Below are 13,584 nucleotides of genomic sequence, written 5' to 3'. Positions count from 1 at the left end.
TAGAGTCGAAAATTGTCAACTCGCCGATGTATGATCAAAACTCGCCGTATTAATTTAAATATTTCTAAGATTATGGCCTCAAATTCCAGAATTAGAGTTGTTGATACCCCTCCTGGTATAAGTTCAAATTAATTATAAGAGCAAGTGCTGCCCTTTAATTCGTTCACATGTGCTCTATTTGTTCTTCAAAAAAAAGATTCAAATAAAAGTATAACTGTTAACACGTTTTGCTCTTTATTATCCCATTTTTTAGAAACCTTCACTAAAAAGAAATCGCCCGTGCTCAAGACACGGGCGAATGGGGCGCCAGAAGGGACACACGAGTCGGTAAAGCGAAACCGGATTTTCTGAGACGAAAAGCCGGTGCTTTTACACGTGTGACAGAGGCCTATTTATTTTTAGACGTAAGGACAGTAACGATAAGCGAGCTGAAAGCGACCGCAAACATCAACGCCTCAAAGATCGTCAGAGGCATCACCCCCCTTAACTGTAAGCTGCGGATTCCCGCAAGATGTCCAGCTTCAGTTTAAAAAAGGGAATGCGCCGACCGTCTGTCCTTCTGAACGCTATCTCCATTATACCACTTAAGTAGTCAGAATAGTCAGCCGAAAGAAACGGGGTAATTGACCTATTTTTAGTAGGTAGAGATTAGGGATTTCAGAATGTGGAATGGATAAGGAGGGAATTATTTTTATTTAGCTGCTTTCTTACAAAAATTGAATTGGAATCTTAGGTCCCGGAATGCTATAATCATTTTGTTTGTAAAATATCGAAACAACGATGCCTGGCATTTCAAAATATATAGTAGGAGTGAGACCAACATGAGTATTTGGTTTACTGAAAAACAAACGGAAAATTTCGGAATTACGATGAAGATTAACAAAACGTACGTATCTGAGCAAACAGAATTTCAAAAGCTAGATATGGTTGAAACAGAAGAGTTCGGAAACATGCTGATCCTTGATGGCATGGTTATGACAACACAAAAAGACGAGTTCGTTTACCACGAGATGGTAGCACACGTACCTCTTTTCACACACCCTAACCCGAAGAACGTTCTAGTTGTAGGTGGAGGAGACGGTGGAGTAATCCGTGAAGTGCTTAAGCACCCATCTGTTGAAAAAGCTGTTCTTGTTGAGATCGATGGAAAAGTAATCGAGTATTCTAAGCAGTATCTGCCTGAAATCGCTGGGGACTTAGACAACCCGCGCGTTGAAGTAAAAGTAGATGACGGATTCATGCACATCGCAACAAGCAATAACGAGTACGATGTAATCATGGTTGACTCAACTGAGCCAGTTGGACCAGCTGCTAAGCTTTTTGAAAAAGGTTTCTATGAAGGAATCTCTAAGGCACTTAAAGAAGATGGAATCTTTGTTGCTCAAACGGACAACCCTTGGTTTACGCCTGAGTTGATCTCTCAAGTATTTAGCGATGTTAGTGAGATCTTCCCGATCACGCGTCTTTACACAGCGAACATCCCAACTTACCCAAGCGGGCTTTGGACGTTCACGATCGGATCTAAGAAACACGATCCATTAGAAGTTCCTGCTGCTCGTTTCCATGATATTGAGACGAAATATTGGACGCCGCAACTTCACACAGCTGCGTTCGCATTGCCGAAGTTTGTGAGTGACTTGATTAAAAAATAATCCTGTATTACTTATGCTTTGTTGCTTTAGAAAGTAGTTGATTTCCGTTTCAGGTGCTTCGCTTTCCGCGGGGCAGGCGGTGAGCCACATTCGCAACGTTTCACTCTTAAGTGTCTCACCTGCCCACCTGTCCCGCAGGAGTCTCGCACCTTACACTACAATCAATTTACTATTAAGCTTTTTAGTGAAAGAAGCGCGCACGCAACAATCAACGAAAACAGTAAAAATAATAAGAAAAATAGGGGCCGTCAAAAGTGAGTGTGAACTTACTTTCGCGACGGTCCTGTATTTTACATAAGGAGTGTAAAATCATGCGTTTTGACGAAGCTTATTCTGGAAATGTTTTTATTTTAAGTAAGCCTGATTATAAAACAGCTGATGCTGTTCTTTACGGCATGCCGATGGATTGGACGGTTTCATTCCGTCCGGGTAGCCGTTTTGGCCCTGCACGTATTCGTGAGGCATCTCTTGGCCTTGAAGAGTACAGCCCGTATATGGACAAGCACCTTGAAGAAGTGAACTATTTTGATGCAGGAGACATTCCGTTACCGTTCGGAAATCCTCAGCGTTCTCTTGATATGATTGAAGAGTACGTATCAACGTTACTCGCTGACAACAAGTTTCCGCTTGGAATGGGTGGAGAGCACCTAGTGACTTGGCCGGTATTCAAAGCATTGAAGCAAAAGTATGACGACTATGTCGTGATTCATATCGATGCACATGCTGACCTTCGCGAGCAGTATGAAGGAGAAGTTCTTTCTCACTCAACACCGATTCGTAAAGTGTGCGATCTGATCGGCGCGGAAAACGTGTATTCGTTCGGAATCCGTTCAGGAATGCGTGAAGAGTTCGAATTCGCAAAAACTAGCGGCATGCACATGTACAAGTTCGATGTAGCTGAGCCGTTAAAAGAAGTTCTTCCAACATTAAAGGGACGTAACGTGTATGTTACGATCGATATCGATGTGTTAGATCCATCTGCAGCTCCAGGAACAGGAACAGCAGAAGCGGGCGGAATCACGTCAAAAGAGCTTCTTGAAGCAATTCAGCTGATCGCAAAAGCGGACATCAACGTAATCGGAGCAGACTTAGTTGAAGTTGCTCCAGTTTATGACCACTCCGAGCAAACACCGATCGCAGCTAGCAAGTTTCTTCGTGAAATTTTGTTAGGTTGGGTAAAATAATTTAAATGAACCTCCTGTTTGAAAGCTGTTTTTGGCAGCAGTTAGACAGGGGTTTTTTATTTGGTGTAAATTTTAGGAGTATGTGCATGTCGAGCTGTGTCGAACGGCCTTTATTTGCTGAATTAGACTTAATTGGTATGGATTTTGACTTAATTTTTTCGAAATAGACTTAATTGAACCATACTCCGACTTAATTACTCATCAAAACGACTTAATCGCCATCCGCCACCATCATCAATCAACATTCAGCAGACCCCAATACATAAGAAAACCGGCCTCGAATCATCGAGACCGGCATATCAACTAAGCTAATTCTTCAACTAATTTTTCTTCTTTGATGTATTTTGCAAACAAAATCGCTTCTACTACGAAATAAACCATTGATCCGATGCATATATACGTCCAAATTTCTTGAAGCTTGGCGTTTTGCCAAAAATCAAGCAACATGAATAGGGAAGGAAGCGTTAACGTTACCCATGACTGAACGAAAGCGACTCTTCCGATATAATTTTCGTAGGGTTTTTTAAGTGCGGACGACAAGAAGAACAGAAACCATAGGAACGCCCACAACACCCAAGTTAGGGCATTTACTACGTCATTTTCTTGAACGTAAAACACAAGTGCATAAACGATAGCCATCATCGATACCCACAATGAGTACCAACCGAGGCCGCTAGAATCGAATCCTTTTAAAATCGTTACCCCTAGATAAAGGTACGTGAACCCAAACAAGAAGACAGCGCCGTTATTGAACATCGACCAGTTGGATCCATCGGACGTAATAATAAGATAGATCGGTGTGATGACTTGAAGCAATCCGACCAATATATTGAAAAACGCGACACTTTTTTCTTCAGCTTTTCCGAGCAACATTAAACTGTTTAAGAATAAAGCTCCGCCTGAAAACAGCAAACCTATAGCACCCATAATTATTCCCTCATTACTTTATAAGATAATTTTTAGAGGTCAGACCTCTTACATTAATCAAATATAGTAAATTCTTAAGTGTAAAGCAATGGAAATCTGAAGAAAAATAGTAGGAAGGATCTGACTTAAATTGTTTTTGGCTAAATTTGTCGAAATTTGCTATATCATTAAGTCTTTTTTGCTATAGTTACAGTAGAGATTTAGATGGATAAAGGGGGGACAAAAAGAATGACAGCGATTTCAAAAGAGATGGAGTATTTTCAAACGTTTATCGATCAGCTTTCTGAAGCCGTAGTGGTTGTGAATCAGAATGAAGACATAACAGGAGTCAATCAACATTATTTGAATCTGACAGATCAGGCAGCTTTTGAAACGGGAAAGTCAGTGGATGAGGTGCTATTACGTCATTCAGATAGTGACGAAGGAACATTGCTTGCTGTAAATGGTTTTATTTCTGTAAAAGTTAGTGAAGGATTTTTACCGTTTGCTGAATGTTCGTTCCGTTATTATATCTTGAAAGAACTGCCCGCTGTCGTTCATTCTTGTCAGGAGCCTCTTATGAAAACGTTGATGAACATCGTACCGGATTTTATCGGTATAAAAGATGGAGAAGGTCGTTTTGTGTTTGCGAATGAATTTGTAGGTGAGCTATTTGAACTGCCGGGTTTTGATTTTACGGGAAAGACTGATGCTGATTTAGTGGAGATTGCGCCTGCCTTTTGTGAAGTTTTTCAGTATTGTATCGAGACTGATGAACAAGTGTGGCAGGCGAGAGAAATTGTTCGGTGTGAAGAGTTCGTGCCTGCGCGAGATGGCAGCACTCGTTTTTTTGATGTTTATAAAATTCCGGTGTTTCATTCAGATGGATCACGAAAGAACTTGCTTGTTTTTGGTCGAGAGGTAACGGAAAAGATTGAGTCTCGACAGCTATTAGAAGAGAGTGAAGGGAGATATAGACTGCTTGCTGAAAACGCGATGGATATGATTACAACACATAAAGCAGACGGCTCTTTTACGTATATTTCACCAGCATCGTTTGGGTTATTAGGGAAAAGACCTGAAGAAATCTTAGGAGGTACCGGTTATCCTATGCTTCATCCCGATGACGAAGATATCTCAAGAAAAGCACATGATGAGTTAGTTGCAGGGCCATGTACGAAAACCGTTCCTTTTCGCTTACAGCATAAAGATGGGCATTATGTGTGGCTCGAAACATCGTGTAAAAGCATCATAGATGACACCGGTAAAGTCGTCGAGATCATTGGGGTTACGCGCGACATCTCAGATCGAAAAAAATCAGAAGACTTGCTTCGCCAATCTGACAAACTTTCAATCGTTGGACAGCTTGCGGCATCAGTTGCGCATGAAATCAGAAATCCGCTAACTTCATTGAAAGGGTTCATTCAATTTTTACAAGAAAGCAAAGAAGTTGATCCATCCAACTACTACAGCATCATGGATAAAGAACTGAACCGCATCGATCAGATTATGGGGCAGCTGTTATTGTTGGCAAAACCCCAAGTCCGAACGTATAAGAAAACGTGTTTAAAAGAAATCATTGAATTTGTAGAAACGCTTCTTCAACCTGAAGCAGTCGTACAAAACATAAAGATCAAAACGATGATGGCTGATGTTCTCCCTCATATTCATGCGGAAGAAAATGAGCTGAAGCAAGTGCTGATCAACTTATTGAAAAATGCGATCGATTCGATGAATGATGGTGGAGAGATCATGATTCAGGCGCAGAAGATTGATAGCCAGATTCATGTGACTGTAAAAGATCAAGGGTGTGGCATTCCGAGAAATCGAATTGAGAAAATGTGTGAGCCTTTTTATACGACGAAAGAAAAAGGGACAGGGCTCGGTCTGATGATCAGCTCTAAAATTATGAAGGAACACAAAGGTGAACTTCGGTTTACGAGTATAGAGGGTGAAGGCACTACGGCTAGTATGGTGTTGCCTGTGTAATGTGATGGATTTGAGCTGATGGGGAAGTTTTCAGCTCAAGTTTTCTATCGAGGAGCTTTGTCGATTTTTGTAAACTCGCCGTAATATCACTCTAATTTCTCGAATTCTTTTGAACAGCATCACCCCAACTACATAAAAAAGAAGCTTTTCACCTTTTTTTGAGTGAAAAGCTCCCTAAAACTATCGCCTTTTGTTACACATTCTCCGGCTCAGCCACTTTTACAAGCTGTTTTCCTGTGTTTTCACCTGAAAACAGTCCTAAGAACGCATCGATCGTATTTTCAAATCCGTCTACGATATTTTCGCTATAAGAAATCTTTCCTTCTTTTACCCATTTGGCAAGTTCAATCGCGCCTTCTTCAAAATGAGCCGCATAATCGCTAACGATGAAACCTTTCATAAGCGCACTATTGATTAGAATTTGACTTTGCATACGTGGACCAACATCCGGTTTTTCAAGGTTATAAAGCGCGATCTGACCGCAAACAGGAATGCGAGCGCCTTTATTGATTAAAGCCAATACGCTATCAGAGATCTCTCCACCAACGTTATCAAAATAAACATCAACACCGTCTGGACAAGCGGCCTTTAATGCTTCATACACATTTTCCGTCTTATAGTTGATCGCAGCATCAAACCCCAACTCGTCTTTTAAGTAAGAGATCTTTTTATCTGAACCTGCGATTCCAACAACACGTGCACCTTTGATCTTAGCGATTTGGCCGACAATCGTACCAACAGCACCAGCTGCACCGCTGACCACAACGGTTTCGCCTTCTTGTGGGTTACCGATATCAAGCAAACCGAAGTATGCCGTTAAGCCAGTCATGCCTAACACACCAAGGTTTGCAGTGAGTGGCGCAAGAGATGGATCTAATTTACGAACTTCAGCATCACTCGCTACGTTGTATTTTTGCCATGCTAAATTACCGATCACAAAGTCACCTTCTGCTAGTTCGCCTGAATTAGATTCAACAACTTGGCCGACGATTCCACCCGAGATCGGTTCGTTTAACTGAAATGGAGGCACGTATGATTTACGGTCACTCATGCGTCCTCTCATGTACGGATCTACAGATAGATATATCGTTTTTAAAAGTACCTGATTACTTTCAAGTGCTGGGGTCGATGCTTCCTCAAAGCGAAAATCGCTTTTTTGCGGCGCGCCTTTTGGACGATTCACAAGTAAAATTCTTTCGTTCTTCATATAAAAGCCTCCTCATTTCTATTTCATCTTCTCGAGTGTATAATACGTCATTAATGACCCTCATTCCAAATCATCCACTCATGAAAACGAATTTTTAGGATATATTTACCTATTAGAACCACGAATTTTTAAAAAGACACCCATAAGGTTGAAGGGAAGCAGTGAAATCTTTTATAATAGGTAAGTTAAAGAGGTACATCAAAAAAGGAAGTGTTGTTCGCATGGATCAAGATACGGAATTGTCTGTTGCGCTTTCGATAAGTTCAGAAGTACATTTTAGCGGTGAACAAGAGAAACATTTCACCGAGACAGAAGGTAAGCTCTATAAACGAGGGGACGTCACCTATCTTCAGTATAAGGAAGAGATAGAAGGTGCAGGTTCTGTCAATAATGTGATTAAGATTACGCACGCTGGTATTCTGATTATCCGCTCAGGCAGTGTATCTATGAAACAGAAATATTTAATCGGCCAAACGACAAAAGGCATGTACGACAGCCCATATGGCCAACTTTGGATGGAAACGACTACACATGAAATGAATTTCCGATGGAATCAGCAAAATCAGACGGGTGATCTGAAGCTCGCGTACGAGCTGGTTCTGCAGGGTGAACATACAGGAACACATCGAATCAAGATTAATTTTCAGGAGGCAAAAGCATGAATATCCTTGACCAAGTCAAGCATCTGTTAAAAGAAGAGATTGAAGAAGCGGTCGTTAAAGCAGGACTCGCTAAAAAAGAAGAACTGCCTGCAGTCGTTCTTGAAGTACCGAAAGATAAAGCAAATGGTGACTTCGCGACGAACATGGCGATGCAATTAGCGCGTGTCGCGAAAAAAGCACCTCGTATGATCGCGGACGATCTTGTGGCGAACTTTGATAAAAGTAAAGCATCTATTGCAAAAGTGGAGATCGCAGGTCCTGGATTTATCAACTTTTACATGGATAACTCTTATTTAACAGAGCTTGTACCGACTGTTTTAAAAGCGGGCAAGGATTACGGGCGTACTGAACATGGCGGCGGTAAAAAGGTTCAAGTCGAGTTCGTATCTGCGAACCCTACAGGCACGCTTCACTTAGGACATGCACGTGGTGCGGCTGTTGGTGACACGATCTGTAACATTCTAGACTATGCAGGCTATAACGTTTCTCGTGAGTTCTACATCAACGATGCGGGTAACCAGATTAACAACTTAGCTACGTCGATCGAAGCTCGTTATTTCCAAGCGCTAGGCAAGGATAAAGAGATGCCTGAAGACGGTTACCACGGAGCGGATATCATCGAGTTTGGTAAAGATCTTGCTGAGGAGTACGGCGAGTCTTGGTTAGAAAAAGAAGAGAGCGAGCGTGTGAGCTTTTTCCGTGAATACGGTCTTACACGTGAGCTTGAAAAACTAAAAGCAGATCTTGCTGAATTCCGTGTAGATTTTGATGTCTGGTTCTCTGAGACGTCTCTTTATAAAAACGGAAAAATTGATGCAGCACTCGAGAAGTTAAAAGCTAAAGGTGTTGTGTATGAAGAAGAAGGCGCGACGTGGTTCCGTACGACAGATTATGATGATGACAAGAATCGTGTACTCATCAAGAATGACGGATCTTACACATACTTAACGCCAGATATCGCGTACCATAACGATAAGTTTGAGCGTGGTTTTGAAAAGCTGATCAACATCTGGGGAGCAGACCATCACGGTTACATTCCGCGTATGAAAGCGGCAATTCAAGCCTTAGGTTACGACAAAGAACAACTTGATGTTATGATCATTCAGCTTGTTTCTCTTTTTCAAAACGGCGAAAAAGTTCGTATGAGTAAGCGTACGGGTAAAGCTGTAACGCTGCGTGAACTGATGGAAGAAGTGGGCATCGACGCGACTCGCTATTTCTTTGCGATGCGTTCGAACGATACGCACCTTGATTTTGACATGGATTTAGCTGTTTCAAAATCGAATGAAAACCCTGTGTTCTACGTACAATACGCACACGCGCGCGTATGCAGCATGCTTCGTCAAGGTGAAGAAATGGGTCTTTCTTATGACGGAGAACTGGATCTTTCTCAGATTGATTCTGAAAAAGAGTTCGAGTTGTTGAAGAAAATCGGGGAATTCCCGGCAGTTATTAATGAAGCAGCTGAAAAACTTCTCACACATCGCGTAACGAACTATGTATTCGAGCTGGCTTCTGCTCTTCATAGCTTCTATAACGCAGAGCGTGTACTAGATGCTGAAAATAAAGTAAAATCACAAGCACGCTACGCATTGATGAAAGCTACTCAAGTAACAATTGAAAATGCATTGAACATCATCGGTGTAGAAGCACCAGAACGTATGTAATATGTGTGGAAAACCTGTCTTTGGACAGGTTTTTTCTTTTTGGGAGGATTTTGGGAGAGTAATTTCTTGGATTTGTTAGCGATTCTAGGGATTTATGAGCGGTTCTTGAGATTTGTGAGCGATTCCCAAAATTTATGCTCGATTCCTTTCATTCACGAGCTCACCAAAACAAAAAAGGGATTCCTAAGTTTTTCTTGAATTCTATTGAAGCACATCAATGCTTAGGAGGTTCTAAATATGACATCATCCAACAAAAGCCCTTTTGTAATCGGACAGATTGAAGGGTACTCGAAAGAATTTTCCAATTTGATCTCCATGATGGACTACACGAGGGAAACGACGATCTGGGACGTGCAAGATCTATCCGTTGAAGAGCTCGATTACAGAATCAACGGAATCGGAAATTCTATCGGCATGCTGCTCGCTCATCTTGTGGCTGTAGAAAAGATTTATCAATTTATCACATTCGAGGGAAAAGATCTGCCAGAGGAGGAGATCGAGCGTTATGCAGAAACGCTCCAGCCTGCACTCGATCTAGGTGAGGCGGCAACGATCATCCATGGCAATACAGCAGAGTTTTATTTAGAAGACTTAAGAAAGACCCGTGAAATTACCTTACAGCATTTTCAGAAGCTCGAAGATTCATGGCTCTATGAAACAACACCGTGGTGGGATAACGAGCTCGGAAACAACTACTTTAAGTGGTTTCATGTATTTGAAGATGAACTGAGTCATCGCGGTCAGATTCGTATTATAAAAAAGCAGTATGAGCTTGTGTTAACCAAATCTTCTACGCAATCTTGATCGCAACAAAAAAAGGGATAATGTAGGGTTAACATGCCATATTAATAAGAGATAGGTTTGGAAACTCGTTTAAAATGAGGGGGTACATATATGAAGTTGATCGTATTATCACTAATAACAGGCGCCCTCGTAGGCTTTGTTTTTGCCCTGTTAAAACTACCGATACCAGCACCACCCGCATTACCAGGAATCATGGGCATCATCGGTATCTATTTAGGCTATCAAGCTTACATCTGGATGGTAGGTACTTTTTTAAAGTGAGGAAAACATGGCATTAGCCGGGCTAACCTCTGAGTTACAAATCTATTATGAAAAACTAGGAACCGGTGCACCGATCGTTTTTTTACATCCGCCCGGTATGAGTCATCTCGTGTTCAAATATCAAAGAGAACTAGCGACCGATTATCAGACCATCTTTCCTGACAGTAGGGGACATGGGCGCTCGTCTAGTAAAGACCAAGAAACGTTTACGATTTGGGACTTAGCAGATGATGTGGCTTCTCTATTGGACCACTTATTATTAGAGGAGGCGTATATTTGCGGTTATTCAGCAGGTTGCTCGGTTGCACAAGCATTTGTTCAAAAATATCCACAGCGGACAAAGGGCCTTATCTTGAGCGGCGGCTTTTCTCAAGTTTCTACATTCGCACTGAAAAAACAGTTTCAAACAGGAATAAGGCTGGCGAAGAATGCACCAGCCCTACTCAATCAAATTCTTGTCAGCACACATTCGAATTCTCCCGAAGATCGAAAAAAAATGCTGTTCTACCATAAACAGACAGATCCTAAATCGTGTCAAAGATTTTACCAAGAAAGCCTTTCGTTCCATTGTACAGATCAGCTAAAAGAGTGGCGTTTTCCGTTGTTGTTCATCTATGGGGAACAAGCGGAGTATATGCATCCATATAGAAGAATTTACGCAAGGAATGTTCATCCGAAAGCAAAGTTCATCCTCTTAAACAAAGCGCTGCACCAGCTTCCGATCAAGCATTATGCAAGCTTTAATGAAGAGATAAAAAAATTTATTCCATGCCTTACATAAGGATGGTTCCACCGCTCATTCTCTTAAAGCCGCGAACTTTCTCCAGTTCATCAACGAGATGAAGAACAGCGCGGTCTTTTTGTTTCGCTTCAATCATAACATCCATCTCATCGGTGTAATTAGACATCAACTTAAAGAACGGCAGCACATAATCTAGACTTACGAAGTCATGATGGCTTCTGTAAGCTTTTTCGTCTTTTGGTGAAGAAAGATGAACTTTTGGCGGTCGACCTGTATTCTCCCAAGTTTTCACGAACCTCGGCAACAATTCCTCTAGCGAGCCATCATCATCCGGGTTCGCCATGTAATGATGGTAATCAAACATGAGTGGGATACCTTCATTCTCACAGACTTCTAACGTTTCTTTTGTCGTGAACGTTTTATCGTCGTTCTCAAGTGTCATCCTAGCTTTAACGTCAGCGGGGAGAAGTTTAATATTTCCATAAAAACGTTCTAAAGCAGAAGGCTTATCACCATAAGCCCCGCCGATATGAATATTGATATAGCTTCGGTCCTCAATGCCCATCCCTTTTAGCAGATCAAAATGATATTGCATATCTTTCACCGCGTTTAACGTCACCTCTTCACGAGGGCTCGTAAACAAGGTGTACTGGTTAGGATGCATGCTTGTTCTGATGTTGTATTTTTTTACGAGTTTTTCAATCTCTTTGCACTCTTTCTTTGTCTTCTTCAAAAAATCCCAAGCTGCTTCAGGGTGTGTAGCTAAAGGAACGATAGAAGATGACATGCGATGAAGTGGAAGCTCGTGAGCGATGCAATAATGAAGAACGCGTAGTGTGCGCTCAAGATTATTTTTCGTGATGGCAAGCAGCTGTGCTGTGCGTTCTTTCTCATCACGTTTTTGATAAGTAGCATAAGTCATCGTTTTTGCAGGAGAGGCCTCATATAAGTTGAGAGCCGTAGATACAAATCCGAAAGATGTTAACATGTTGGGCCCCCTGTTGTTTTGTATGTTTTGTTATAAAGTGCTGATGAAAGATGTTGATTTCCGCTTCAGGTGCTTCGCTTTCCGCGGGGCGACCGGTGAGCCCCTTGCCGCTTTGCGCCGTTAAGGGTCTCACCTGACCGCTCGTCCCGCAGGAGTCTTACACCTTACGCTCCAATCAACTGATCAAAGATGTTCAAAAAGTCAAAAAACCCAAGATCATTTATAAAAAAGGCGATAGCACAAAACCCACCACTTCTTTTAAACGAACTTTAACGGAACGGCGCGTCTTCTTTAAGCGAGCAAGCGTCAGGTTCTCAGAACGTTCAAGATCTGAATCGAGCACCTTTTTAACGGCTTGTATCTCTGTTTTGTCTGTAAAGATGCAATTCAGCTCGTCGTTATAAAAAAAGCTGCGAAGATCAAAGTTTGCGGTACCTAAATCGCAGATCGTATCATCGAACATAACAATCTTAGAATGATAAAATCCTTCATGAAACTGATAGATCTCTGCACCAGCTTCCAAGAGCGGTTTAACGAAACGATAAGAAGCTTCTTGGACAACAGGATGATCGGGATTCATCGGAACGAGTAACTTCACTTTAACGCCGCGATCTAATGCTGATAAAAGCTCTCTGTTCATCTTTTTACCCGGAATAAAGTAAGGCGAACCTATAAAAATGCTTTTTTTCGCGTCTTTTATTTTGTTAAGAAAAAAATTATAGCCAGCGAATCCTTTTGAAGGAAGAAGCATCAGCTCTTTTGCCCCTTCTTCTTTGAGAGGAAGTGAAGTCTCACTATGAGTTATCTTCTCATTTGTTGAACCGTTCCAATCATCAATAAATAGACGCTGTAACTCAATTACAGCGTGACCTCTTAATTTTAAATGATAGTCGCGCCAATCACCAAACCGTGTGACTCTGCCAATATATTCATTCCCAACGTTGTATCCACCTAAGTATCCGATCTCTGAGTCGATAATTGTAATTTTACGATGATTTCGGTGATTGATGCGGTACAAAAGGTAAGGAAATTGAGGCTTGTTGCTGTATTCAAAATGAACGCCCGCGCTTTTAAGCCTGTGAATGGTCTTTTTTTTCAAGCCGTAACTTCCCATATAATCAAGCAGCAGTCTGATTTCCAGACCTTGCTTTGCTTTTTTGATCAACTTGGCGCAAAGCTCTTGTCCGAGTTCGTCATCGCGCAATATGTAGAACTGTATGTAGATCGTCGTCTTAGCTTCATCTATGTCATGAAACAGTGAATCAAAAAAACGAGAACCTGTCGTTAAAAGATGCATGTTGCCTGTCGTAGTTACAGGAGGTTCTTCATTTGCGATCGTTTGTTTATGTCCTAAGTAAAAGTCGATCCAAGCCAAAATCGCGACGACTATAAGTATCAAAACGATCCACATGATTATCTCCTCCTTTTATAGCAATACATCATATAGTATACCCCCGCCATATAAAACAACTAAAAAATTTTTTTAGCAGAAGTTGACTGAATGCTCATTCATTTATTTTTT

At 41.5% G+C, this 13,584-nt stretch carries 12 protein-coding genes; 8 read left to right on the top strand and 4 right to left on the bottom strand.

From position 1 onward, the window contains the following. The first annotated feature begins 821 nt into the window (after positions 1-821). On the top strand, positions 822-1,652 hold the full coding sequence (gene speE, locus P4V41_RS15275; protein WP_328085944.1) for a polyamine aminopropyltransferase: 831 nt from the start codon (positions 822-824) through the stop codon (positions 1,650-1,652). Positions 1,653-1,963: 311 nt separating this feature from the next. Then, the gene (gene speB, locus P4V41_RS15270) at positions 1,964-2,836 is read left to right on the top strand and encodes an agmatinase (protein WP_066399100.1); all 873 of its coding nucleotides are present in this window, start codon (positions 1,964-1,966) and stop codon (positions 2,834-2,836) included. A 303-nt stretch (positions 2,837-3,139) separates the two neighbouring features. Here speB and P4V41_RS15265 read toward each other — a convergent pair whose 3' ends face one another. Further along, complete coding sequence (locus tag P4V41_RS15265) at positions 3,140-3,763, bottom strand: AmiS/UreI family transporter (protein ID WP_328085943.1); 624 nt, start codon at positions 3,761-3,763, stop codon at positions 3,140-3,142. A gap of 228 nt (positions 3,764-3,991) precedes the next feature. Here P4V41_RS15265 and P4V41_RS15260 point away from each other — a divergent pair, with 228 nt between their 5' ends. Further along, positions 3,992-5,731, top strand: a complete 1,740-nt coding sequence (locus tag P4V41_RS15260) for a PAS domain S-box protein (protein ID WP_328085941.1) — start codon at positions 3,992-3,994, stop codon at positions 5,729-5,731. A gap of 193 nt (positions 5,732-5,924) precedes the next feature. On the opposite strand, the gene P4V41_RS15255 is transcribed toward P4V41_RS15260, so the two are convergent. Next, complete coding sequence (locus tag P4V41_RS15255) at positions 5,925-6,938, bottom strand: NADP-dependent oxidoreductase (protein WP_328085940.1); 1,014 nt, start codon at positions 6,936-6,938, stop codon at positions 5,925-5,927. A 161-nt stretch (positions 6,939-7,099) separates the two neighbouring features. On the opposite strand from P4V41_RS15255, the gene P4V41_RS15250 reads away from it, so the two are divergent. The 5 genes from P4V41_RS15250 (at position 7,100) to P4V41_RS15230 (ending at position 11,113) form a co-directional block, all read left to right on the top strand. Beyond that, entirely contained in the window at positions 7,100-7,600 is a 501-nt protein-coding gene (locus tag P4V41_RS15250) for a DUF1934 domain-containing protein (protein ID WP_328085939.1), read from the top strand. After that, positions 7,597-9,267 (top strand): arginine--tRNA ligase, encoded by a 1,671-nt coding sequence (gene argS / locus P4V41_RS15245; protein ID WP_328085938.1) that lies wholly within the window; start codon positions 7,597-7,599, stop codon positions 9,265-9,267. The genes P4V41_RS15250 and argS overlap by 4 nt, the downstream gene beginning before the upstream one ends. Before the next feature lie 237 nt (positions 9,268-9,504). Further along, complete coding sequence (locus P4V41_RS15240) at positions 9,505-10,071, top strand: DinB family protein (protein WP_328085937.1); 567 nt, start codon at positions 9,505-9,507, stop codon at positions 10,069-10,071. A 90-nt stretch (positions 10,072-10,161) separates the two neighbouring features. Next, a complete protein-coding gene (locus P4V41_RS15235) occupies positions 10,162-10,332 on the top strand; it encodes a DUF1427 family protein (protein WP_328085936.1) in 171 nt (56 codons plus the stop codon). 7 nt (positions 10,333-10,339) lie between these two features. Continuing rightward, on the top strand, positions 10,340-11,113 hold the full coding sequence (locus tag P4V41_RS15230; RefSeq protein WP_328085935.1) for an alpha/beta hydrolase: 774 nt from the start codon (positions 10,340-10,342) through the stop codon (positions 11,111-11,113). On the opposite strand, the gene uvsE is transcribed toward P4V41_RS15230, so the two are convergent. Together uvsE and cls are read right to left on the bottom strand one after the other, a co-directional pair. Further along, positions 11,106-12,062: a UV DNA damage repair endonuclease UvsE gene (gene uvsE, locus P4V41_RS15225; protein ID WP_328085933.1), complete on the bottom strand. Its 957-nt coding sequence runs from the start codon at positions 12,060-12,062 to the stop codon at positions 11,106-11,108. The two genes, P4V41_RS15230 and uvsE, sit on opposite strands and share 8 nt — an antisense overlap. Before the next feature lie 220 nt (positions 12,063-12,282). After that, a complete protein-coding gene (gene cls / locus P4V41_RS15220) occupies positions 12,283-13,473 on the bottom strand; it encodes a cardiolipin synthase (protein ID WP_328085931.1) in 1,191 nt (396 codons plus the stop codon). Positions 13,474-13,584 lie beyond the last annotated feature (111 nt).

Origin of the sequence: Fictibacillus nanhaiensis, from assembly GCF_036213205.1 — a bacterium.
In the GTDB taxonomy this organism is placed as follows: Bacteria; Bacillota; Bacilli; order Bacillales; family Fictibacillaceae; genus Fictibacillus; species Fictibacillus nanhaiensis_E.
Note: the sequence above shows the minus strand (reverse complement) of the source record. Positions and strands in the feature narration are given on the sequence as shown.

Bases quoted from the DNA above. Each gene is read 5' to 3' on its own strand.
- speE (WP_328085944.1), top strand. From the start codon at position 822: ATGAGTATTTGGTTTACTGAAAAACAAACGGAAAATTTCGGAATTACG.
- speB (WP_066399100.1), top strand. From the start codon at position 1,964: ATGCGTTTTGACGAAGCTTATTCTGGAAATGTTTTTATTTTAAGTAAG.
- P4V41_RS15265 (WP_328085943.1), bottom strand. From the start codon at position 3,763: ATGGGTGCTATAGGTTTGCTGTTTTCAGGCGGAGCTTTATTCTTAAAC.
- P4V41_RS15260 (WP_328085941.1), top strand. From the start codon at position 3,992: ATGACAGCGATTTCAAAAGAGATGGAGTATTTTCAAACGTTTATCGAT.
- P4V41_RS15255 (WP_328085940.1), bottom strand. From the start codon at position 6,938: ATGAAGAACGAAAGAATTTTACTTGTGAATCGTCCAAAAGGCGCGCCG.
- argS (WP_328085938.1), top strand. From the start codon at position 7,597: ATGAATATCCTTGACCAAGTCAAGCATCTGTTAAAAGAAGAGATTGAA.
- P4V41_RS15240 (WP_328085937.1), top strand. From the start codon at position 9,505: ATGACATCATCCAACAAAAGCCCTTTTGTAATCGGACAGATTGAAGGG.
- P4V41_RS15235 (WP_328085936.1), top strand. From the start codon at position 10,162: ATGAAGTTGATCGTATTATCACTAATAACAGGCGCCCTCGTAGGCTTT.
- P4V41_RS15230 (WP_328085935.1), top strand. From the start codon at position 10,340: ATGGCATTAGCCGGGCTAACCTCTGAGTTACAAATCTATTATGAAAAA.
- uvsE (WP_328085933.1), bottom strand. From the start codon at position 12,062: ATGTTAACATCTTTCGGATTTGTATCTACGGCTCTCAACTTATATGAG.
- cls (WP_328085931.1), bottom strand. From the start codon at position 13,473: ATGTGGATCGTTTTGATACTTATAGTCGTCGCGATTTTGGCTTGGATC.